This window comes from Burkholderia sp. SRS-25 (assembly GCF_004343765.1).
In the GTDB taxonomy this organism is placed as follows: Bacteria; Pseudomonadota; Gammaproteobacteria; order Burkholderiales; family Burkholderiaceae; genus Burkholderia; species Burkholderia contaminans.
In genome coordinates this window covers 259945-281873 of sequence record NZ_PTXM01000006.1, presented here as the reverse complement: position 1 = coordinate 281873, position 21929 = coordinate 259945, and the positions used below count along the sequence as shown (strand labels likewise).

The following is a 21929-nucleotide window of genomic DNA, read 5'->3' as shown; positions in this document are numbered from 1 at the left end:
CACCATGAACGAAGAAATCCTGATCAACCTCACGCCGCAGGAAACGCGGGTCGCACTCGTCCAGCAAGGCGCGGTGCAGGAGCTTCACGTCGAGCGCACGCTGTCGCGCGGGCGGGTCGGCAACATCTATCTCGGCAAGGTCGTGCGCGTGCTGCCCGGCATGCAGTCGGCGTTCATCGACATCGGCCTCGAACGCGCGGCATTCCTGCACGTCGCCGACATCTGGCATCCGCGCCTCGCGGGCGAGCCGCAGTCCGGCACGCCGCACCAGCCGATCGAGAAGATCGTGTTCGAAGGCCAGACGCTGATGGTCCAGGTGATCAAGGATCCGATCGGCACGAAGGGCGCGCGGCTGTCGACGCAGGTCAGCATCGCGGGCCGCACGCTCGTCTACCTGCCGCAGGAGCCGCATATCGGCATCTCGCAGAAGATCGAGAGCGAGGCCGAACGCGAGGCCGTGCGCGCACGCCTGACGGCCGTGATCCCGGCGGACGAGAAAGGCGGCTACATCGTGCGCACGATCGCCGAGGATGCCACCTCCGACGAGCTCGCCGGCGACGTCACGTACCTGCGCAAGACGTGGGCGACGATCGTCGCCCAGGCACAGCGGCTGCCGGCAACGAGCCTGCTGTACCAGGATCTCGACCTCGCACAGCGCGTGCTGCGCGATTTCGCGAACGACGACACGACGCGCATCCAGGTCGATTCGCGCGAGACGTACCAGCGCCTCTCGGAATTCGCGGGCGAATTCACGCCGGCCGTGAGCCCGAAGCTGCACCACTACACGGGCGAGCGTCCGCTGTTCGACCTGTACAACATCGAGACGGAGATCCAGCGCGCGCTGTCGCGCCGCGTCGACCTGAAGTCGGGCGGTTACCTGATGATCGACCAGACCGAGGCGATGACGACGATCGACGTGAACACGGGCGGCTACGTCGGCGCACGCAACTTCGACGACACGATCTTCAAGACCAACCTCGAGGCCGCGCATACGATCGCGCGGCAACTGCGGCTGCGCAACCTCGGCGGGATCATCATCATCGACTTCATCGACATGGAGAACGCCGAGCATCGCGACGCGGTGCTGTCCGAGTTGAAGAAGGCGCTGTCGCGCGACCGCACGCGCGTGACGGTCAACGGCTTCTCGCAGCTCGGGCTCGTCGAGATGACGCGCAAGCGCACGCGCGAATCGCTCGCGCACGTGCTGTGCGAGCCGTGCCCGACCTGCCAGGGCAAGGGCCAGGTGAAGACGTCGCGCACGGTGTGCTACGACATCCTGCGCGAGATCCTGCGCGAGTCGCGGCAGTTCAACCCGCGCGAATTCCGCGTGATCGCCGCGCAGCAGGTGATCGACCTGTTCCTCGACGAGGAGTCGCAGCATCTCGCGATGCTGATCGACTTCATCGGCAAGCCGGTGTCGCTGCAGGTCGAATCGAACCTGAGCCAGGAGCAGTACGATATCGTGCTGATGTAACGTTCCGTCCATCCGCCGCCGGCATCGCCGCGCGGCGCTTCGATGCGGCGCCCGGGCCGCCCGCGCATGTCGCGCCGGCACCCGCCGCCGCCCTTTCACCCTACCCTTTTCGCATTCACCACACACCATGAGCCAAGGCCACAACCGCCGCCAGCGCAAGAAACTCCACATCGGCGAATTCCAGGAACTCGCGTTCAATGCCACCGCGCATTACCGCAACGAAATGACCGACCTCGAGCGCGGCGAACTGATCGATGCGTTCATCGACTTCGTAGAAGCGAACGGGCTGCTGACCGTTGCGTCGGCGGACGAAGGCATCGGCGCTTACGTGATTTCCGGCGCGCCGCGCGGCACGACGACCGACGCCGACCGCGAGCTCGTGCGCGGCTGGCTGGCCGCACGGCCGGAACTGTCCGACGTCAAGGTCAGCGAATTCACCGACGCGTGGTACCCGGAAGCCTGAGTTTCCGGTTTCCCCTGTTTCGTCCGGCGCGGGCGCCGGACGCACGCGAGGCGTGCCGCGGGCACGCCGCGCATGTCACCGCCCGTCACCCGTCCGCACCACCCCGCGATCCCTTCCTTTTCCCGACAGTCTGCCTCCAGCCAGCCGTCGAAATCGGACCTGAAAGCAAGACACGTTAAAATCCCACCTCGCGTGGTGCGCCGCCCGCACCCGCCATCCATCGCCAGCCGCGTGCCCTCGGGCCGCCCCCGACCCATGGAGTGAGTGTCAATGAGCGGCGGACTCCCGTTTCCCGCATCCCGCAGCAAGTCGTTGCCGTCCTCGACGGTCTTCCTGATCCTCGCCGCCGCCGCGCTGCTGTCCGGCTGCGGGCTGCTGCCGGTGCAGAATCCGCCCGCGCCGATCAGCGAGGCGCTCGTCGAGCCCGTCGAGGAAACCGCCGGCGAACCGCTGACGATGCCGCCCGTGCCGGCACCGACGCACCCGGAGGAACCGGAAGCGCCGAAGAAGCCGCACCGCGAAGTCGCGCGGCCGAAGCCCGTGCAACGGCCCGAATCGCCGACACCGCCGCCGCCGCCACCTCCGCCGATCGTTGCGACACGCCCGCTCGACCGCACCCAGATCCATGCGCTGCTCGACAGCGAGGTCGCGCGCCGCAACGGCAAGGTGATCGGCCGTGCGGTCGACATGGTGACCGACGCGAGCGGCAAGCCGCGCGAGATGATCGTCAACCTGCAGGGCTTCATGGGCGTGGGCGACCGCAAGGTCATCTTCCCGTGGAACGTGTTCCGCTTCACGCCGGGCGGCAAACAGGAGCCGATCGTGCTCGACGTGCCGTCGGGCGACCTCCCGCCGGCCGCGCGGCCCAAGGCCGTGCCGCTGTCCGGCTCGGCGGCCGCCTCGCCCGGGACGCGGCTGCCGATGCTCGACAGCGACGTCGAGCGCCCGAACGGCACGAAGATCGGCCGGATCGTCGACGTGCTGATCGACCGCGCGTCGCAGCCGCAGGCGGTCGTGCTCGACCTCGGCGGCCTCGTCAATACCGACCGCCGTTCGATCGCCGCGAGCTGGGGCGCGCTGCGCTTCGTCACGCGCGACAAGGCGCTGCATCCGCAGCTCGACCTGAACGACGCACAGATCAAGGCGTCGCCGCCCTACGCGGCCGACAAGCCGATCATCGCGGTTTTCCCGCCCGTTGCCCCGGCACCGGCTTCGTCTGCGAGCGCGACCCGATGACGATCAAGCATTCCGTCAGCGCACGCAGTCTCCGGTCCCTCGACTGGCTCAACTTCTTCGTTGCAAACGTTCAAACAGGGTTCGGTCCGTTCATCGCGTCCTACCTCGCGTCGCACAAGTGGACGCAGGGCGAGATCGGCATGGTGCTGTCGATCGGCACGATCAGCGCGATGGTCAGCCAGGTGCCGGGCGGCGCGGCCGTCGATGCGCTGAAGAACAAGAAAGGCGCGGCCGCGTGGGCGATCGCGGCCATCATCCTGTCCGCGGTGCTGCTCGCGTCGAGCCCGACGATCGTGCCGGTGATCGCCGCCGAGGTGTTCCACGGCTTCGCGAGCTGCATGCTCGTGCCGGCCATGGCCGCGATCTCGTTCTCGCTCGTCGGTCGGGCCGACCTCGGCGACCGGCTCGGCCGCAACGCGCGCTGGGCGTCGATCGGCAGCGCGGTCGCGGCGGGCCTGATGGGGCTCACCGGCGAATACTTCTCCGCGCGCGCGGTGTTCTGGCTGACCGCCGTGCTCGCGCTGCCCGCCCTGTTCGCACTCGCGATGATCCAGCCGACACACGAGGTGATCCCGCAGTCGTCGAAGCCCGACGATCGCGACGAAGCCGGCGAACGCGAAACGCTGCTCGAGCTGCTGCGCGACCGCCGGATGCTGATCTTCGCGGCGTGCGTCGTGCTGTTCCATCTGTCGAACGCGGCGATGCTGAACCTCGCGGCCGGCGAAGTCACGGCCGGAATGGGCGAGAACGTGCAGCTCGTGATCGCCGCGTGCATCATCGTGCCGCAAGCGATCGTCGCGATGCTGTCACCGTGGGTCGGCCGCTCCGCGCAACGCTGGGGGCGCCGGCCGATCCTGCTGCTCGGCTTCTCGGCGCTGCCGGTTCGCGCGCTGCTGTTCGCCGGCGTGAGCAGCCCGTACCTGCTGGTACCGGTGCAGATGCTCGACGGCATCAGCGCGGCCGTATTCGGCGTGATGCTGCCGCTGATCGCGGCCGACGTCGCAGGCGGCAAAGGCCGCTACAACCTGTGCATCGGGCTCTTCGGGCTCGCGGCCGGGATCGGCGCGACCCTCAGCACGGCGGCGGCCGGCTACGTCGCCGATCACTTCGGCAACGCCGTGAGCTTCTTCGGGCTCGCGAGCGCCGGTGCGCTCGCGGTGCTGCTGGTCTGGCTCGTGATGCCCGAAACGCGCGTCGCGAACGGTGATGCAGCCGCCGACGAACCGGCCGCCGCATCGCCCGAACAGGCGCGCTGACACCGGCGCGCCGCCATCACCTGCTTCTTGGCCAACGCATGATGGATACGATCAGGACACTCAACGAAGCCCGCCAGCAGATCCAGCAGTCGATCTTCGATCTGTTCAAGGGGCTGTCATTCAGCGAACGGCTCGCGCAAGGCGGGCTGATGGCGCTGCAGGCAGTGTGCGGCGCATGCCTCGCGTACGTGATCGGCCGCGCACTGCACACCGAGCAGGCCGTGTGGGCGGCGATCACCGCGATCGCCGTGACGCAGCACAACTACTCGGACACGATGTCGCTGTCGCGCGACCAGTTCGTCGGCGCGATGGTCGGCGGCGTGCTCGGCTTCGCCGGCGCGGCGCTCGGCGGAGACCGCCTCGTCGCGTATGCGATTACGGTCGCGGTCGTGATCGTCTGCTGCTGGTGCCTGAACGTCGGCAGCGCCGCACGGCTCGGCGGCGTGACCGCGACGATCGTGCTGCTGTTTCCGGGCAACGGCCCGCTGTGGGACATTCCGCTGATGCGGCTCGGCGAGGTGGCGCTCGGCACCGTGTGTGCGCTGGGCGTGTGCTGGGTGATGTCGAAAATCGAGCGCCGCTGGTTCCGCCACGCGGCGGCAAAGTGACGCGTTGATCCGGCTGCCCGGCGCGCATCGCGGCATCGCGATCCGTGCCGGGCCGTCGGCCAGGTCAGTCACCGATCCGCAGCACGATGCCGGAACCGATCTGCACCAGCAGGTGATCCCCGCCGACGCCGACCCATTGATAGCCGCGCGGCGGCGGGCTCAGGCGATAGCCGCGCCAGTCGTCGATCACGTACTGGCGATCGCGGAACTCGGGCGGAAGCCGGTCGCCCTTGTGCCACTCGCGGCGCGGCTGGTCGGCCCAGCGCGGCGGCACGTCGCCCTCATGGCGCATCTGGCCGGGCGGCATGTGTTTCGGGCCATGGCCGCGCTGCATGCCGTGGCCGCCCTGGTCGTCGTGGTGGTCATGGTCCTGCGCCATCGCGGCCGGCGCGGCGAAACCCGCCGCGATCAGCGCGGCCAGCATCATCCCGTGCATCTTCTTCATCGTGCCTTCCCTCCGTGTTGTCACGTCGAACGAAACCACTCGGACTGCCCGATGAAGACTAGCACACGGTGTCGCGGGGCCCCATGACCGCGCGTTACGCCGCCTGCTGCTGGTACTGGATCCGGTGCAGGTGCGCGTAGAGGCCGCCGTGGCGCAGCAATTCGTCGTGGCTGCCCTCCTCCACGATCTTGCCGGCCTCAAGCACGAGGATGCGGTCCGCACGCTCGATCGTCGACAGCCGGTGCGCAATCACGAGCGTCGTGCGGCCTTCCATCAGCCGTTCGAGCGCGGCCTGCACGTGGCGCTCCGATTCCGAGTCGAGCGCCGACGTCGCTTCGTCGAGGATCAGGATCGGCGCGTCCTTGTAGATCGCGCGCGCGATCGCGAGCCGCTGGCGCTGGCCGCCGGACAACCGCATCCCGTTGCCGCCGACGAGCGTGTCGAGCCCGTCGGGCATCGCGGCGACCGCATCGGCGAGGTTCGCGGCCTCGAGCGCGGCCTGCACGCGTGCGCGGTCGGGCGTCTGGCCGTACGCAACGTTCGCGGCGATCGTGTCGTTGAACAGCACGACGTCCTGGCTGACCATTGCCATCTGGCCGCGCAGCGCATGGAGATCGTAGTCGGCCACCGGCACGCCGTCGACCAGGATCGCCCCGTCGGTCGGGTCGAAGAAGCGCGGCAGCAGGTTCACGAGCGTCGTCTTGCCGCTGCCGGACGGGCCCGCGAGCGCGATCATTTCACCGGGCGCGACCTTGAACGAGATGCGGTCGAGCGTCGGCCGCTCGGCCGCACCGTAGTCGAACGTCACGTTGCGGAACTCGATGTCGCCGCGCGCATGTTCCAGCGACCGGCCGCCGCCCTGCGGCTCGGCCGGTTCGTCGATCAGCCCGAAGATCAGTTCGGCCGCCGTCATCCCGCGCTGCAGCGGCTGGTTGACGTCGATCAGGTGCTTGAGCGGCGAGATCACGAGCAGCATCGACGTAACGAACGCGACGAAGCCGCCGACCGTCGTCTGGTCGTTCGACGACTGCACCACCGCGATCGTGATCACGACCGCGAGCGCGATCGACGCGAGGAACTGCGTGAGCGGCTGCGCGAGGCCGCCGGAGATCGTCATGCGCATCGCGTAGCCGCGCAGGCGCTTGCTCATCTGCGTGAAGCGGTCCATCTCGTATGCTTCGCCGTTGTGCACCTTCACGACCTTGTAGCCGCCGACCGTCTCCTCGACGATGTACGACAGCTCGTTGGTCAGTGTCTGGTGCTCGCGGTTCAGGCGGCGCAGGCGGCGGTTGATCTTGCTGACGAGCCAGCCGATGCCCGGCAGGATCACCGCGACGATCAGCGTGAGCCGCCAGTTCAGGTAGAACAGGTAGCCGAGCAGGAAGATCACTGTCAGCGAATCGCGCACGAGCGTGACCATCACGCCGGTCAGCACCGACAGGATCTGGTTGACCTCGAACACGATCGCGTTGATCACCGTGCTCGCCGTCTCGCGCTGGAAGAACGACGCGCCCGTGTGCAGCATCCGCTGGAACATCTCGAGCCGCAGTTGCAGCAGGATGCGGTTCGACACGTAGTTGAGCAGGTAATTCGACGCGTACTGCGACACGCCGCGCACGAGCGCGAGCCCGATCACGGCCATCGGCACGTACCATTTCGCGCGGTCGCTGCCGTGCGAGCCGAAGCCGTGGTCGAGCAGCGGCTTGAGCAGCGCCGGAATACCGGCCTCGGTGGCCGCGACGACGCCCATCGTCATCACGGCGAGCACCACGATGCCGATCAGCGGCCGGATGTACGGCCACAGGCGCTTGAGGACCGTCACGGGCGAGGTGCCCGTGCCGTCCATCGGTTTGCGAAGAGTGTTCTGGGTTTCCAAGGCAATCCTTCTTGAGCCGCGAAGCGGCGCCCGGGCGTGGCCGCCCGGGATGTCGCCCTGTCGGGCGGGTGCCGAAAAGGGCTCAACATTATAGCCGCACCGCCCCGGCCGGCACGGTCATGGCCGATGCGGGCGGCGGCCGGGCCGCGGGTATACTGCCGCTCACCGTTTTCTCCGCCTTTTCCGACGATTTCATGGCTGAACCCTCCCTCGGCGTCGCACTCATCGCCCTCAACGCGTCCGCGCGGCTCGCACAGTGCCTGGCCGCGCTGTCGTTCGCCGACGACGTCGTCGTCATCGACGGCGGCAGCACCGACGATACCGTCGCGATCGCGCAGGCGCACGGCGCACGCGTGATCGTCGAGCGCGACTGGCCGGGCTTCGGCCCGCAGAAGAACCGCGCGCTCGATGCGCTCGACACCGACTGGATCCTGTCCCTCGATACCGACGAAGTCGTCACCCCGGAACTCGCGCAGTCGATCCGCGACACAATCCGCGCGCCGGCCGCGCAGGTCTATGCGGTCGACCGTCTGTCGAGCTTCTGCGGCCAGTGGATCCATCACAGCGGCTGGTATCCGGACTGGATCCCGCGCCTGTTCCGGCGCGGCGCCGCGCGCTTCTCGGACGATCTCGTGCACGAACGCCTCGTGTTCGACGGCGCCGCGCAGCGGCTGTCCGGCAAGCTGATGCACTACTCGTACGAGGATTTCGAAACCGTCGTGCGCAAGCTCGACACGTATTCGACGGCCGGCGCGCGCCAGCGCCGCGCCGCCGGCCAGCGCGGCGGCTTCGGCAAGGCGCTCGCGCGCGGCGCCTGGGCGTTCGTGCGCACCTATGTGCTGCGCCGCGGCTTTCTCGACGGCCGCGCCGGGTTCATGATCGCCGTGTTCAACGCGGAAACCGTGTACTACCGCTTCCTGAAGCTCGACCACGAACGGGCACGCTAGGCGCCCGCCCGGCATGCAGCCGGCCCGGCGTTACAATGCCGGCCTGCCCGCGCCGCGCGCGCCCGCCCGACCGGCGGCGCCACGCGCCGCCCGCCACGACGACTACCGAATCCGACCGCCATGTTCTCCATCATCATTCCGACCTGGAACAACCTGCCGTACCTCAAGCTCGTCGTCGACAGCCTGCGCCGCCACTCAGCGTACGACCACCAGATCATCGTGCACGTGAACGACGGCTCGGACGGCACGCTCGACTGGGTGCGCAGCGAAGGGATCGAGCACACCGCATCGCCGACCAACATCGGCATATGCCACGCGGTGAACTGGGCCGCCGCGCGCGCCACGCGCGACTACGTCGTCTACATGAACGACGACATGTTCTGCTGCCCCGGCTGGGACACGGCGCTCGTACGCCGCATCGAACAGATGCCGACCGACCTCTTCATGCTGTCGGGCACGATGGTCGAGCCGGTCGACACGCGCAACCCGTGCGTCGTGGTCAGCAATTTCGGCCGCGACGTCGAACATTTCGACGCGGCGGGCCTCGTCGCGGCGGCTCCGAAGCTCGTGCGCGCGGACTGGCTCGGCTCGACCTGGCCGCCGACGCTCGTGCACCGCGACTGGTGGAACCGGATCGGCGGCTACAGCAGCGAGTTGTCGCCCGGCATGAGCAGCGACAACGACTTCTCGATGAAATTCTGGGACGCCGGCTGCCGGATCTTCATCGGGGTCGGCGACAGCCTCGTCTACCACTTCCAGCAGAAGAGCACGGGCAAGATCGTCAAGAACGATGGCCGCCGCCAGTTTCTGAACAAATGGGGCATGACCCAGGCGACGTTCGACCGCTATTTCCTGCATCGCGGCGAGCCGGCCGGCACGCGCGTCGCGCTCGACACGCCGGCAGTCGTTGGACGCCTGAAGCGCGCGCTGCTGCGCTCGCGGATCAAGCGCGCGTTCAGCTGATCGCGCCCGGGTAATCGGATTCGTTTGATCCGGCCCCGTAAACGACACGGAAACGCGCCCTGCTTCGCGTATACTCTGCGCCGTTCGTCCCGGATCTCCCGCCGGGGCGCGCGGCGCGCAGCACGACGTACGCAAGCCGCATTCGTCCATTCGACAGGTTCCGATGCTTTCGTTTTCCGCTCCCGCCTCGCGGCGCCTGACCGCTGCCCGCGCATTCGCCGTCGCCGCGCTCTGCATGGTGCCCGTCTCGACCGCGCTGACCAACGTGTTCTGCGGGCTGTTCGCCGCCGCGCTCGTGATTTCTCCCGAGTTCTGGCGCGAGATGCGCTCGTTCGTCACCGACCCGGCCTCGCTCGCGGCGCTGCTGATCCTGGCCGCGCTGGCCGCCAGCGTCACCTATACGGTCGCGCCGCACAACAAGGCGTGGAACTGGGTGGCCAAGTACGACAAGCTGCTGCTGCTGCCATTCGCCGTGCTCGCCTTCCGTCATTCGAACTGGGCGCCGATCGTGCGGCGTTGCTGGTTCGGCACGCTGTGCGTGATCCTGATCCTGTCGACGACCAACTATCTCGGCCTGACCGCGATCGGGCCCGCGCACGCGACCGATCTGCCGCTGTCACGCGCCTGGGTGTTCAAGAACCACATCGCCGCCGGCATGTTCGGCGCGCTGCTGTTCTACCAGGCGGCCGATCTCGCGCTGGCGGCCCGCACGACGCTGTCGCGCGCCGCGTATGCGGGCGTCGCCGCGTGGTCGCTCGTCAACGTGTTCGTGATGCTGCAGGGACGCACCGGGCAGGTCATCGCGCTGCTGCTGATCCTCGTCGTCGCCTTGCGTTTCGTGCTGTTGCTGCGCCGGCAATCGGCGCTGCGCGCGGGGCTCGCCGCCGGCGTGCTCGCGCTAGCCGGCGTGGCCCTCGTGGTTGCGGTCGGCACGATGCGCAACGGCCGTCTCGCGGAGGTCGCGTCGGAAGTGCAGCAATACCATCAAAGCGACGCGGTCACGTCGTCCGGGCTGCGCCTCGAGTGGTACAAGAAGGGGCTCGAGCTGTATCGCCAGCGCCCGTTGATCGGCTATGGCGCGGGCGGCCTCGAATCCGAATTCGAGAAGCTCACGGCAGGCAAGACGGCGGCCGAAGGCCAGCTCACGTCGAACCCGCACAACGAATACCTGCTGATGGCCGTGCAACTCGGCACGCTCGGCCTGGTGCTGTTCGTCAACCTGATCGTGCAGATTGCGCGCGGCAGCCGCACGCTCGATCCGCGCTCGCGGCATCTGCTGCTCGGCTGGCTCGCGATCTTCGCGATCGGCAGTCTCGCCAATTCGCTGCTGCTCGATTTCGCCGAAGGGCACCTGATCGTGCTGCTGGCCGGCATCCTGCTCGGCTGCGGCGAGCGCGCCGAGGCGCTGCCGCGCGAAACGTCGGCGATCCGGCGCAGCGCGTAGCGCGCAGCGGCCGACGCTCCGCCGGCGGTCGCTTCGGGCACCGCGGCGTTCACGATCGGTCTTCGACGGAAACGGGCCGGGCGGCAGGCTCGTCGCCAAACAAGCCGCCGGCAACCGGCAGGAAACGCGCGTCGCCTGCGCGTCAGTCGGAGGAGGTCCGGTGCAGTCGCGACGTATCGACGACGGCTTCGGCCGGGCCAGGCGTATTCAGTCCAAGCATCTCGGCCGCCGCAGCCTTCACGCGCTGCGCACCGAGATTGGCGAGGCAGTCGCTGCGGCTGTCGACCCTGCGCTCGCAGCCTTCGTGCCGGCACGGCACGCAATCACCCTCTCCCTGCAGCAGCCACACGTTCCCGTGCCGCCCCGAGCCGCGCAGCGGCCACGGATTCTCGGTTGCCGGCCAGTGCTGCGGCCACGGCCCCCAGCGCACGGGATCGGACGGGCCGAACAGCGCGATCGTGTCGGTGCCGGTCGCGGCCGCGACGTGCGTCGCGCCGGTGTCGGGCCCGATGAAAAGCCGTGCGCGCCGCACGAGTTCGGCGCTTTCGCCGAACGTCAGGCGGCCGACCAGGTTCAGTACATCGCCGCCCGCTTCGGCCGCGACCTGCTCCGCATACTCGCGCTCGCTGTCTGCGGGGCCGCCCGACAGCGCGACCGCAAAGCCGTGCTCGCGCAGCCAGCCGATCATCTCGACCCAACCGTCGAGCCGCCATTGCTTGTAACGGAACATCGGGTACGGATGCAGGACGACCAGCGGCTTGCCGGCACGGATCGCCGGCGATTCGGCCAGCCACGCGTCGAAGCGCGCGCGCCGCGCCGGATCGTCGCCGATACCGGGTGCGACGACCTCGGACACCGGCTCGATGCCGATCACGGGGGCAAGCGCCAGCGTGCTGACGACCGTATGCGCGGATTCGTGGTGATTGATCGCGATCCCGTTCAACATCATCCGCGTGAGCCACGTCACGCGGTTCGGATCGACGAGGCCGACCCGCTTGCGGCCCGCGAACCAGCTGTAGAAGCGCGGCCGGTCGGAGCTCAACGCCGCGCACGCAAGGTCGTAGCGACGCCACATCGACAGCGCGTCGCGCAGCCGCTCGCGGAAGCCCGCGCGTTGCGCAACGACGATCACGCGCCGCACGTCCGGATTGTGCTCGAGCACGCCTTCGGTGCCGCGAAACACCAGCATGTCGATCTGTGCTTCCGGCCAGCGGGCTTTCAGCGAACGGACGAGCGGCGTCGTCAGCAGCACATCGCCGATACGGCGAGGGGCTGCAACGAGGATGGTTCTGGGCGGGCGGGCAGAAGAAAACAGGGCCACGGCGGGTGTGTCTGGCTGGCTGAACAAGGCTGGCAATTTACAGGATTTTGCAGCAGCCGGCGCGACATGGCGAATCGGCCGTGCGGTTAGCCTGATGCGGCCCCGCTCGCGAGGTGCGGCGCGGCAGGCACACCGCGCGCCGGTGGCGTACGGGGTGCCTGCGATGCCCGGGGCGCTACGAAGCGACGGCCATGACCACCGGCGTCGCCGCGGCAGCCGCCGGCTGCGCGTGTACGGCGTCTGCCAACGGTTCGTCGCGATGGGCGGCCTGCGGCAGCAGGTGATTCACCGCACGCTCGACCGCGTCGACGCCGATTGCGTCGACGGTCGCGCCGGCGCGCAGGATCACGTGTGGTACACCGAGCGGATGCCAGCGCAGATATTTCTCGGGACGGTCCTCGAACAGCGCGGCGACGGGCACGCCGAGTGCCGACGCGAGATGCACGGGGGCACTGTCGGCCGAGACGATCACATCGAGCAGGCTTGCCGCGGCCACCAGCTCGGCGACCGACGACGGCGCAACATGGCGCGCACACACGTCGCGCCACGAATCGTTCTCGGGAGCATGGCCGACGGCCGGGTCGCGGAACACGATCACGTCGGCATGCGGCGCGAGCCGCTCGGCGAGGTCGCGCCAGCGATCGGCCGGCCAGCGGCGCTCGAGCGCCTTGTTCGTGACGAACAGCCCGACGCGCGCCTTCGTGCGCGCGCCGAGCAGCCGGTACCACGCATCCTGCAGCGCGCGGTCGGGATGAACCGACAACGCTAGGCGGTCGACGTCGGCGCGGCCGAGTTCGGGTACGAGCCGGAAACCCGACAACGCCTCGTGGCACATTGGCCGCTCGGCGACGTGCTCGGGCTTGCGATCGTCGAATTCGGTCTCGGCATCGTGCCAGCGGCAATCCTTCGCGCCGATCTGGCGCGCGAACTGCATGCTGCTGCGATGCATGCCGCCGTTCGGCACGACCACGAGGTCGAACCGCAAGCGACGCAGGCGACGCACCAGCCGCAGCCGGTCGAAGAACGCGCGCATCCGCCCGGGACGGTCGTTGCGCTCGCATTGACGGCTATAGACGTAGGTGTGGATCGTGTCGACGTCCGGGTTTCCGGCCAGCGCGGCCGCGTTGTAGCGGTTCGCGACCACATGGAGTTCCGCGCCGGGCCAGCGTTCCTTCAGCGCACGGAGAAACGCCGTTGTGCACAACATGTCGCCCAGAAAATCGATCCGGATCACGAGGATGCGCTGCGTCGGGTTCACATTGGCCATGGTCATGTGGAGACTGTCAGTTTTTTGTCGTCGCGACGGGCCATATCACGGCATCCGGTTCCGGGGCGCCCTGGTCGCATGTCACCGCTCGCCGCACGGATCCGCCCCCGTTTCTGTGCGCGATGCCGGCGTAATCCGCCGGGGCAAGCGGCGGTCAGCGCCGCGTTCGTGCGGCTAGCGCCGAATTGTATAGCGTCCGGATGGCCAGCCCAAGACCCCGTTTGCGTGAACATGCAAAAACGGCCCGCCGCACCGCGCGATGGCGATGCGACGGGCCGCATGGCGCGACAGCCGTCCTGCGAAGCCGCGATCAGTACGTGATTTCGACGACGCTGCCGTCGAACGTCGCACGCAGCTCCGCGAGCAGCACGTCGCTCGGCTTCACGCGCCATGCGTCGCCGAGGCGCATTTCACCCTGTGCCCGCGCGTTGCTGTAGTGGACCTGCACCGCGAGCCCGTTCGGCAGCGGCGCCTGCGGGCGACGACCGCCATCGCGCCCGCCGCCGCGCGGCGCCGGTGCTTCAACCACGTTCGCCGCCGGATCGTCCTTCGACACGTGCGGCTCGAGCACGCGGCGCAATGCGGCCGCGTCGGCGTTGCCGTTCATCGTCAGCCGGACAGCCTGCGCATAGCGGCTGCGCGCGCGCTCGAGATCCATCACGGTATCGGCAGTGAAGCGAATACCGCCCGTGAACGCATCGTTGCGCGCCTGCCCCTGCACGATCAGCAGTTCGTCTTCCTTGAACAGCGCCTTGTTCGCCTCGAACTGCTCGTTGAAGATCGTGATCTCGCACTGGCCCGAGCCATCGTCGAGTAACGCGATCAGCATCTTGCCGCGCTGGGTCATCTGCGTGCGCAGCGACGCGATGATGCCGGCCACGAGCTTGTCGCGCCCTTCCTTCAGGTCGCCGACCTTCTGCCGCACGAAGCGGCGCACTTCGTCGCGATATGCGTCGAACAGGTGGCCGGACAGGTAGAAGCCGAGCGCACCCTTTTCTTCCTGCAGGCGGCGCTTGTCGTCCCACGCGGGCTCGTCGACGAGCGCATGCGCGTGCGGCGACTCGGCGCCCATGTCGAACAGGCCGGCCTGCATCGCGTTCGCCTCGGCCTGATCGGCCGCCTCCATCGCCAGCGGCACCGACGCGATCAGCTGCGCACGGTTCGTGTTCAGCGAATCGAACGCGCCGGCACGGATCAGCGCCTCGACCGTGCGGCGGTTGACGATACGCCGGTCGATCCGCTCGCAGAAGTCGAACAGGTCGGTGAACGCCTTTTCCTCGCGGGCGCGCAGGATTTCCTCGATCGCGTTCTGGCCGCTGCCCTTCACCGCGCCGAGGCCGTAGCGGATCGTGCGCGAGCGCTTGCCGTCGGCTTCGGCGACCGGCTCGAACCGGTAATGCGAAGCGTTGATGTCCGGCGGCAGCACGACGAGGTTGTTCACGACGCAGTCGTCGAACAGGATCTTCACCTTGTCGGTGTCGTCCATCGCGAGCGTCATGTTGGCCGCCATGAATTCGGCCGGATGGTGCGCCTTCAGCCACGCGGTGTAATACGCGAGCAGCGCGTAGGCTGCCGCGTGCGACTTGTTGAAGCCGTAGCCCGCGAACTTCTCCATCAAGTCGAAGATCTCGTCGGACTTCTCGCGCGTGAGGCCGTTCTTCGCTGCACCCTCGGCGAAGATCTCGCGGTGCTTGGCCATCTCCTCGGGCTTCTTCTTGCCCATCGCGCGACGCAGCAAGTCCGCGCCGCCGAGCGAGTAGCCGCCGATGATCTGCGCCATCTGCATCACCTGCTCCTGATAGACCATGATGCCGTAGGTCTCTTTCAGGACGGGTTCGACGCGCGGATCCGGATACTCGACCTTCTCGCGGCCGTGCTTCCGTGCGCAGAAGCTCGGGATCAGGTCCATCGGGCCCGGACGATACAACGACACGAGCGCGATGATGTCCTCGAAGCGGTCGGGCTGCGCATCCTTCAGCATGCCCTGCATCCCGCGGCTTTCCAGCTGGAACACCGCGACCGTGTTGGCCTTCTTCAGGATCTGGAACGACGCGGGATCGTCGAGCGGCACCTGCGCGAGCGACCAGTCGGCCTTCGACGGATCGAGGCGGCGGATGTAGCGCTCGGCCCAATCGAGGATCGTCAGCGTCGTGAGACCCAGAAAGTCGAACTTCACGAGGCCGACGGCTTCGACATCGTCCTTGTCGTACTGACTGACCACGCCGCCGTCGTCGCCCTGCGTGTACAGCGGGCAGAAATCGGTCAGCTTGCCGGGCGCGATCAGCACGCCGCCCGCGTGCATCCCGACGTTACGCGTGAGGCCCTCGACGCGCTGCGCGAGATCGAGCAGCTGGTGCACTTCGTCCTCGTGGTCGTAGCGCTCCTGCAGCTGCGGCTCTTCCTTCATCGCGTCGGCGATCGTCACGTGCTTGCCCGGCTTGAACGGGATCAGCTTCGCGATGCCATCGGTGAACATGTAGCCGAGGTCGAGCACGCGGCCGATGTCGCGCACGGCCGCCTTCGCGGCCATCGTGCCGAACGTGGCGATCTGCGACACGGCGTCCGCGCCGTACTTCTCCTTCACGTACTGGATCACGCGGTCGCGGCCGTGCTGGCAGAAGTCGATGTCGAAGTCGGGCATCGACACGCGTTCCGGGTTCAGGAAACGCTCGAACAGCAGGTTGTAGCGCAGCGGGTCGAGGTCGGTAATGCCGAGCGCGTACGCGACCAGCGAACCGGCACCCGAGCCGCGGCCCGGGCCGACCGGCACGCCGTTGTTCTTCGCCCAGTTGATGAAGTCCGCGACGATCAGGAAGTAGCCCGGAAAGCCCATCTTCGTGATGGTCCCGCATTCGAATTCGAGCCGCTTGTAATACGTGTCGCGCTGCGCGTCGCGCTCGGCTTCGACCGGATACAGCTGCGCGAGGCGGGTCTCGAGCCCTTCCTTCGACAGCTGGACCAGGTAGTCGTCGAGCGACATGCCGTCCGGTGTCGGGAACAGCGGCAGTTTCGGCTTGCCGAGCTCGAGCTTCAGGTTGCAGCGCTTCGCGATTTCGACCGTGTTCGCAATAGCAGACGGCAGGTCGGCGAACAGCGCGACCATATCGTCCTGCGTACGGAAATACTGGTCGGTCGTGAAACGCTTCTGGCGCCGCGGATTCGCGAGGATGTCGCCCTCCGAGATACACACGCGCGCCTCGTGCGCGGTGAAATCGTCGTCGGTCATGAACTGCGTCGGGTGCGTCGCGACGACCGGCAGCTTCAGCGCCGCGGCGAGCGTCGCGGCCTGCTGGATGTAAGCCTCGGCGCCCGGCTGGCCGTAACGTTGCAGCTCGATGTAGAAGCCGCCCGGGAACACCTTCGCCCAGCGCTCGGCGTGACGGCGCGCGGCGTCTTCGTTGCCCGCGGCAAGCGCGAGCCCGATATCGCCCTGCTGCGCGCCGGAAAGCGCGAGCAGCCCTCGCGAGAGCTCGCCGTCGAGCCAGCTCGCGTCGAGCTCTGCACGGCCGCGATACTGGTTCGTGAGCCACGCCTTCGACAGCAGCTCGCACAGATTCAGGTAGCCGACCTTGTCCTTGACGAGCAGCAGCAGCCGCGACGGCTTGTCGCGATCATCCGGATTGGCGATCCAGACGTCGCAGCCGGCGATCGGCTTGATGCCCTTGCCGCGGGCTTCCTGGTAGAAACGGACGAGGCCGAATGCGTTGCCGAGATCGGTGAGCGCGAGCGCGCCCTGACCGTCTGCGGCCGCAGCCTTGACGATGTCGTCAATGCGCACGATGCCGTCGGCAATCGAGAATTCGGAGTGAACGCGAAGATGGACGAAGCGGGGATCTGACATGGGCGCTATTGTAGCCGCCTCGCCGCGCAGGCTGCCCAAAAAATCCCCGCCCTGGCCGTTCGGCCGATGTGCGCGACCGCCCGTCGCATGGCTGGCCAAACGGCAGGGTGCCGGCCTGGGCGCGGTTTGCGGGATAATACGGTTTTTCGAATCAACGCCCCGGCTTCGCACCCTTTTTTGCGGGCCGCCGTGCGGCCGTTTTCCCGTCGGACCATCATGACCATCGTCAATCTCGCCGCCTACCACTTCGTGTCGCTCGACACGAACGAGCAATGGCGCCCGCTCGTCACCGCCCGCTGCAACGAACTCGGCCTGCGCGGCACGATCCTGCTCGCGCCGGAAGGCATCAACCTGTTCATCGCCGGCACGCGCGAAGCCGCCGACGCGTTCATTGCTTACATCCGCCACGATCCGCTGTTCGAAGGCAAGTTCGCGACGCTGCAGTTCAAGGAAAGCCTGTCCGACTCGCAGCCCTTCCGCCGCATGCTCGTGCGCCTGAAGCGCGAAATCATCACGATGAAGAAGCCGGCGATCAAGCCGGAACTCGGCCGTGCGCCGTTCGTCGACGCGCGCACGCTGAAGACCTGGCTCGACCGCGGCCACGACGACACGGGCCGCCCGGTCGTGATGCTCGACACGCGCAACGCCTTCGAAGTCGACGTCGGCACGTTCGACGACGCGCTCGACTACCGGATCGACAAGTTCAGCGAATTCCCCGAAGTGATCGACGCGAACCGCGCCGACCTCGAAGGCAAGACGGTCGTGTCGTTCTGCACGGGCGGCATCCGCTGCGAGAAGGCCGCGATCCACATGAAGGAAATCGGCATCGAGAACGTGTACCAGCTCGAAGGCGGGATCCTGAAGTACTTCGAGGAAGTCGGCGGCGCGCACTATCACGGCGACTGCTTCGTGTTCGACTACCGCACCGCGCTGAATCCGCAACTCCAGCCCACCGAGAACGTCACGTGCTTCGCGTGCCGCGCGGTCGTCACGCCGGAAGCGCAACAGTCGCCGAGCTACGTGCCCGGCAAATCGTGCCCGGCCTGCGTACCGGCGGCCAGCGCCGCGTAAGCGCGCACTGCCCCGCGCCCCGATGACCGGCTATCGCGGCCGCTTCGCGCCGTCGCCCACCGGCCCGCTGCATTTCGGCTCGCTGGTCGGCGCCCTCGCGAGCTGGCTCGACGCGCGCGCGCACGGCGGCGCATGGCTCGTGCGCATCGAGGATCTCGACGGCCCGCGCACGGTGCCCGGCGCCGCCGACGACATCCTCGCGACGCTCGCGCATTTCGGCATGACGCCCGACGAGCCGCCCGTCTGGCAAAGCACGCGCGATGCTGCGTATACGGCTGCGCTCGAGCGGCTCGTCGCGGCCGGGCTCGTCTATCCGTGCGGCTGCACGCGCAAGGAAATCGCCGATTCGCTGCGCGCCGCGCACGAGCGCCACACGACGCTCGCCTACCCGGGCACCTGCCGCACCGGGCTGCACGGCAAGCCCGCGCGCGCCTGGCGGCTGCGCGTGCCGGACGGCGACGACGCGATCGTCACGTTCGACGATCGCTGGCAGCACACGCAATCGCAGAACCTCGCGACCGAGGTCGGCGATTTCGTGCTGAAGCGCGCGGACGGCCAATGGGCCTACCAGCTCGCGGTCGTCGTCGACGATGCCGACGCGCACATCACGCACGTCGTGCGCGGCGCCGACCTGCTCGACTCGACCGCACGCCAGATTCACCTGCAGCACTGCCTCGGCGTGCCGACGCCGCAATACCTGCACGTGCCCGTCGTCGTCGATGCCAACGGCGAGAAGCTCAGCAAGCAGACCGGCGCGACCGCGCTCGAACGCAACAATCCGCTGCCGGCGCTGCAGGCCGCGGCCGCGCACCTGGGTCTTGCCCCCGACGGCACGCTCGCAGGCACCACGCTCGATACGTTCTACGCCGCCGCCACGGCCGCATGGGCGATGCGCTTCGGGCCGCAGGCCGGCTGACGCACGCAGCGCGCCGATTTCGCGGCGACCGGGGATTGAGCCGGATGCCGACTGCATCCCCCCCGACGCAGCGTGCTGGCTTCCCCCATCGAGCCGCAGCCACAATGAAAAACGGGCGCATGCTCATCGCATGCACCCGCTTCTCCTGCAGCGCTCGCGCGCTGCGCCGTCACGTCCTCCCGGCTTAAGCCGACGGCTTGCGCGGCATCCCGAACCCGCCGAGCAGTGCGGCGACCTGACGCTTCGGTCCCTTCTTCTCGGGCTGCTGCGCAGGCTGCGCGTCGTCGTGCTGCTTCGCCGGCACCGACGGCTCGTACGGCTTCAGGAAGAAATCGTCGACCGGCGCTTCGTGGCGACGGTGATGGCCGCGCTCGGCGCCGGCCGGCCGGCGCCCCGCTGCGCCACGATGCTCATCGCGATCGCGACGGCCGCCTCGCTCACCGCCTCGTTCGCCACCGCGCTCGCTGTTGCGATCGCCGCCGCGCTCACTGCCTCGCTCGTCGTGACGATGGCGCGCCGGCTTGTCGAGCGCGAGCGTCTGCACTTCGAGCGGACGCTTGATCAGCTTCTCGATATCGGCGAGCTGCTTGCGCTCGTTCGGGCTGCACAGCGACAGCGCGTCGCCCGTCGCACCCGCACGGCCGGTACGGCCGATCCGGTGCACGTAGTCTTCCGCGCTGAACGGCAGGTCGAAGTTGATCACGGCCGGCAGTTCGGCGATGTCGAGGCCGCGCGCGGCCACGTCGGTCGCGACCAGCGCCTCGATCTCGCCGCGCTTGAACGCGTCGAGTGCCTGCATCCGTTCGATCTGCGTCTTGTCGCCGTGGATCGCCGACGCGACCACGCCGTCGCGCTCGAGATTGCGCGCAAGGCGGCTTGCGCCGATCTTGCTGTTGCAGAACACGATCACCTGCTTGAGGCCGCGATCGCGCAGCAGTTGCACGACGGCCGCCTGCTTGTCGCCTTCGGCGACGTCGTAGACGATCTGCGTGACGTTCGCGTTCGTCGAGTTGCTGCGCGCGACCTCGATCGTCTGCGGGTTGCGCAGGTAGGTCGACGCGAGCTTCTTGATTTCGCCCGAGAAGGTGGCCGAGAACAGCAGCGTCTGGCGCTCCTTCGGCAGCAGGTTCAGGATGCGCTGCAGATCCGGCAGGAAGCCCATGTCGAGCATCCGGTCGGCTTCGTCGAGCACGAGGATCTGCACCTGGCCGAGATTCGCCGTCTTCTGCTGCACGTGATCGAGCAGGCGGCCCGGCGTCGCGATCAGGATCTCGACGCCGCGGCGCAGTTCGGCCATTTGCGGGTTCATGTCGACGCCGCCGAACACGACCGCGCTGCGCAGCGGCGTGTGCTTCGCATACGCGTGCACGTTCGCGGCGACCTGGTCGGCGAGCTCGCGGGTCGGCGTGAGGATCAGCGCGCGCACCGGGTGGCGCGCCGGAGACGCGCTCGTGTTGGCCTGCGGCAGCAGGCGCTGGATGATCGGCAGCGAGAAGCTCGCGGTCTTGCCGGTGCCCGTTTGCGCGGCGCCCATGACGTCGCGGCCGGCGAGCACGACCGGAATGGCCTGCGCCTGGATCGGCGTCGGCGTCGTATAGCCCTGCTCCGCAATGGCTTTCAGGATATCGGCGGCAAGGCCGAATTGATCGAAGGTTGCGTCGACGGGCTTGGCGACAGAATCGGACATGGTGGCGTTTCGCTCAAAAGGCGCGGCGGGGACATCGTGCGTCAGGCCAGCCGGGCCTGCGCTCATCACAATTCGGAAATAGACGGAGCCGCGGCGCGCCGCGCGGCGCCGCTCTGGCGCTTGGGACCGGTTCAATGTGAACGCTGGACGCCAGGCCGTGCGGACTCCGTTCGGCGCGAATGCCGGCGGAAAGGGGCGTATTGTAGCACTGCGCGGCCATCTGTCCGTGACAACGCGGCGAACCGCCACAACGGCGGTTCGCGCGGCGGGCCCGGGCAGGCCCGCGCGGCCGGGGGAAGGCCCCGATCGGGCTATCCGAATCGGCCAGTGGACGATTTAAGGGGCCCGATCCCGTATCGTCTTGCCCAATCTCCCGCTGCCAGCCGGCGTGCCGAGCTGTCAGGCCCGGAAGCCGGCCACCGGCCGGCACCTGCGATACGATCCGAGTTCCCGCCCGGCGCTCAGCCCTTCTTCTTTTTCTTCTCGACCTGCACGCAGTCGCCCAGCAGCGGCGGCGAGCTCTGGTCGGCGATCTCGTCGCGCAGCGTCGCCTCCTTGCCCTTCGTCCACCACGTATAGCGGCCGGCCTGGTAGCGCGCGCCCGACGCCGACACGGTGTCGACGAACAGCATCTGCTTCCCGTTGACCGGCACGAGCGCGAAGCTCTGGCCGTTGCCCGCGAGCCAGTACGACACGCGCACCGGCTGCTTCTGGTTCGCGCACTGGTAGACGGTGAACTGGCGCGAATCGGCGTCGATCTCCTCGACGGTCAGCTGCGCGGCATGCGCGACGGAAACAGCCGTGCCGGCGAGCGCGAGCGCGGCGAGGGTTTGGCGAATCATGCAGGTCCTCTCACGAGACGGGTGGAAACGCGCCCCGCGGGGCGCGTGATTGTTGTTGGCGAGCGGGTCGCGATCAGGGATCGATGACGTCGGCACACGCGTCGGTCGGCGCAGCCGCGACATGGCCGACGAGCGGCACGATCTTGAGCCCGGCCGAGGCCACCCGGCACGGTGCGGCCGCGAGCCCGCAACCCGCGAGGCTCACTGCAAGCGCCAGCGCGGCGGCCAGCTTTCCGATACGCAGCCACTTCGGCGTCATCGTCCTCTCCTGA

At 68.3% G+C, this 21929-nt stretch carries 18 protein-coding genes; 10 read left to right on the top strand and 8 right to left on the bottom strand.

Going from position 1 to position 21929, the window contains the following annotated elements:
• Positions 1-4 precede the first annotated feature (4 nt).
• From rng to C5O79_RS09810, 5 genes are all read left to right on the top strand, one after another.
• Positions 5-1474: a ribonuclease G gene (gene rng / locus C5O79_RS09830; protein ID WP_011352748.1), complete on the top strand. Its 1470-nt coding sequence runs from the start codon at positions 5-7 to the stop codon at positions 1472-1474.
• Positions 1475-1601: 127 nt separating this feature from the next.
• Positions 1602-1937 carry a 50S ribosome-binding protein YggL gene (locus tag C5O79_RS09825; RefSeq protein WP_039370464.1) on the top strand — a complete coding sequence of 112 codons (336 nt, stop codon included), beginning with the start codon at positions 1602-1604 and terminating at the stop codon, positions 1935-1937.
• A gap of 270 nt (positions 1938-2207) precedes the next feature.
• Complete coding sequence (locus C5O79_RS09820; RefSeq protein WP_046544717.1) at positions 2208-3173, top strand: PRC-barrel domain-containing protein; 966 nt, start codon at positions 2208-2210, stop codon at positions 3171-3173.
• Complete coding sequence (locus C5O79_RS09815) at positions 3170-4429, top strand: MFS transporter (protein WP_046544716.1); 1260 nt, start codon at positions 3170-3172, stop codon at positions 4427-4429. Before C5O79_RS09820 ends, C5O79_RS09815 begins: the two co-directional genes overlap by 4 nt.
• A 41-nt stretch (positions 4430-4470) precedes the next feature.
• The gene (locus C5O79_RS09810; protein ID WP_046544715.1) at positions 4471-5037 is read left to right on the top strand and encodes an FUSC family protein; all 567 of its coding nucleotides are present in this window, start codon (positions 4471-4473) and stop codon (positions 5035-5037) included.
• 64 nt (positions 5038-5101) lie between these two features.
• Here C5O79_RS09810 and C5O79_RS09805 read toward each other — a convergent pair whose 3' ends face one another.
• Together C5O79_RS09805 and msbA are read right to left on the bottom strand one after the other, a co-directional pair.
• Entirely contained in the window at positions 5102-5482 is a 381-nt protein-coding gene (locus tag C5O79_RS09805) for an RcnB family protein (protein WP_046544714.1), read from the bottom strand.
• Positions 5483-5576: 94 nt separating this feature from the next.
• A complete protein-coding gene (gene msbA / locus C5O79_RS09800) occupies positions 5577-7328 on the bottom strand; it encodes a lipid A export permease/ATP-binding protein MsbA (protein ID WP_311766333.1) in 1752 nt (583 codons plus the stop codon).
• 224 nt (positions 7329-7552) lie between these two features.
• Here msbA and C5O79_RS09795 point away from each other — a divergent pair, with 224 nt between their 5' ends.
• The 3 genes from C5O79_RS09795 (at position 7553) to C5O79_RS09785 (ending at position 10712) form a co-directional block, all read left to right on the top strand.
• On the top strand, positions 7553-8305 hold the full coding sequence (locus C5O79_RS09795) for a glycosyltransferase family 2 protein (protein WP_046546270.1): 753 nt from the start codon (positions 7553-7555) through the stop codon (positions 8303-8305).
• Positions 8306-8425: 120 nt separating this feature from the next.
• The gene (locus tag C5O79_RS09790) at positions 8426-9268 is read left to right on the top strand and encodes a glycosyltransferase (RefSeq protein WP_122474214.1); all 843 of its coding nucleotides are present in this window, start codon (positions 8426-8428) and stop codon (positions 9266-9268) included.
• 163 nt (positions 9269-9431) lie between these two features.
• Positions 9432-10712, top strand: a complete 1281-nt coding sequence (locus C5O79_RS09785; protein ID WP_122474215.1) for an O-antigen ligase family protein — start codon at positions 9432-9434, stop codon at positions 10710-10712.
• Positions 10713-10854: 142 nt separating this feature from the next.
• Here the strand turns inward: C5O79_RS09785 and C5O79_RS09780 are convergent, their stop codons facing one another.
• The 3 genes from C5O79_RS09780 to dnaE all read right to left on the bottom strand — a co-directional run bounded on the left by C5O79_RS09780 (position 10855) and on the right by dnaE (position 17141).
• On the bottom strand, positions 10855-12033 hold the full coding sequence (locus C5O79_RS09780; protein WP_046544710.1) for a glycosyltransferase family 9 protein: 1179 nt from the start codon (positions 12031-12033) through the stop codon (positions 10855-10857).
• A 175-nt stretch (positions 12034-12208) separates the two neighbouring features.
• Complete coding sequence (locus C5O79_RS09775; protein WP_046546269.1) at positions 12209-13300, bottom strand: glycosyltransferase family 9 protein; 1092 nt, start codon at positions 13298-13300, stop codon at positions 12209-12211.
• Positions 13301-13610: 310 nt separating this feature from the next.
• Positions 13611-17141 carry a DNA polymerase III subunit alpha gene (gene dnaE, locus C5O79_RS09770; protein WP_046544709.1) on the bottom strand — a complete coding sequence of 1177 codons (3531 nt, stop codon included), beginning with the start codon at positions 17139-17141 and terminating at the stop codon, positions 13611-13613.
• Between the two features lie 216 nt (positions 17142-17357).
• Here dnaE and C5O79_RS09765 point away from each other — a divergent pair, with 216 nt between their 5' ends.
• Both C5O79_RS09765 and gluQRS read left to right on the top strand, forming a co-directional pair.
• Positions 17358-18212, top strand: a complete 855-nt coding sequence (locus C5O79_RS09765; RefSeq protein WP_047852419.1) for a sulfurtransferase — start codon at positions 17358-17360, stop codon at positions 18210-18212.
• A gap of 22 nt (positions 18213-18234) precedes the next feature.
• A complete protein-coding gene (gene gluQRS, locus C5O79_RS09760) occupies positions 18235-19128 on the top strand; it encodes a tRNA glutamyl-Q(34) synthetase GluQRS (protein ID WP_046544707.1) in 894 nt (297 codons plus the stop codon).
• 184 nt (positions 19129-19312) lie between these two features.
• Here gluQRS and C5O79_RS09755 read toward each other — a convergent pair whose 3' ends face one another.
• The 3 genes from C5O79_RS09755 to C5O79_RS09740 all read right to left on the bottom strand — a co-directional run bounded on the left by C5O79_RS09755 (position 19313) and on the right by C5O79_RS09740 (position 21916).
• Complete coding sequence (locus C5O79_RS09755) at positions 19313-20881, bottom strand: DEAD/DEAH box helicase (RefSeq protein WP_047852420.1); 1569 nt, start codon at positions 20879-20881, stop codon at positions 19313-19315.
• A gap of 395 nt (positions 20882-21276) precedes the next feature.
• Positions 21277-21657, bottom strand: a complete 381-nt coding sequence (locus C5O79_RS09745) for an MliC family protein (RefSeq protein WP_011352779.1) — start codon at positions 21655-21657, stop codon at positions 21277-21279.
• A 73-nt stretch (positions 21658-21730) separates the two neighbouring features.
• Entirely contained in the window at positions 21731-21916 is a 186-nt protein-coding gene (locus C5O79_RS09740; RefSeq protein ID WP_046544705.1) for a DUF6726 family protein, read from the bottom strand.
• Positions 21917-21929 lie beyond the last annotated feature (13 nt).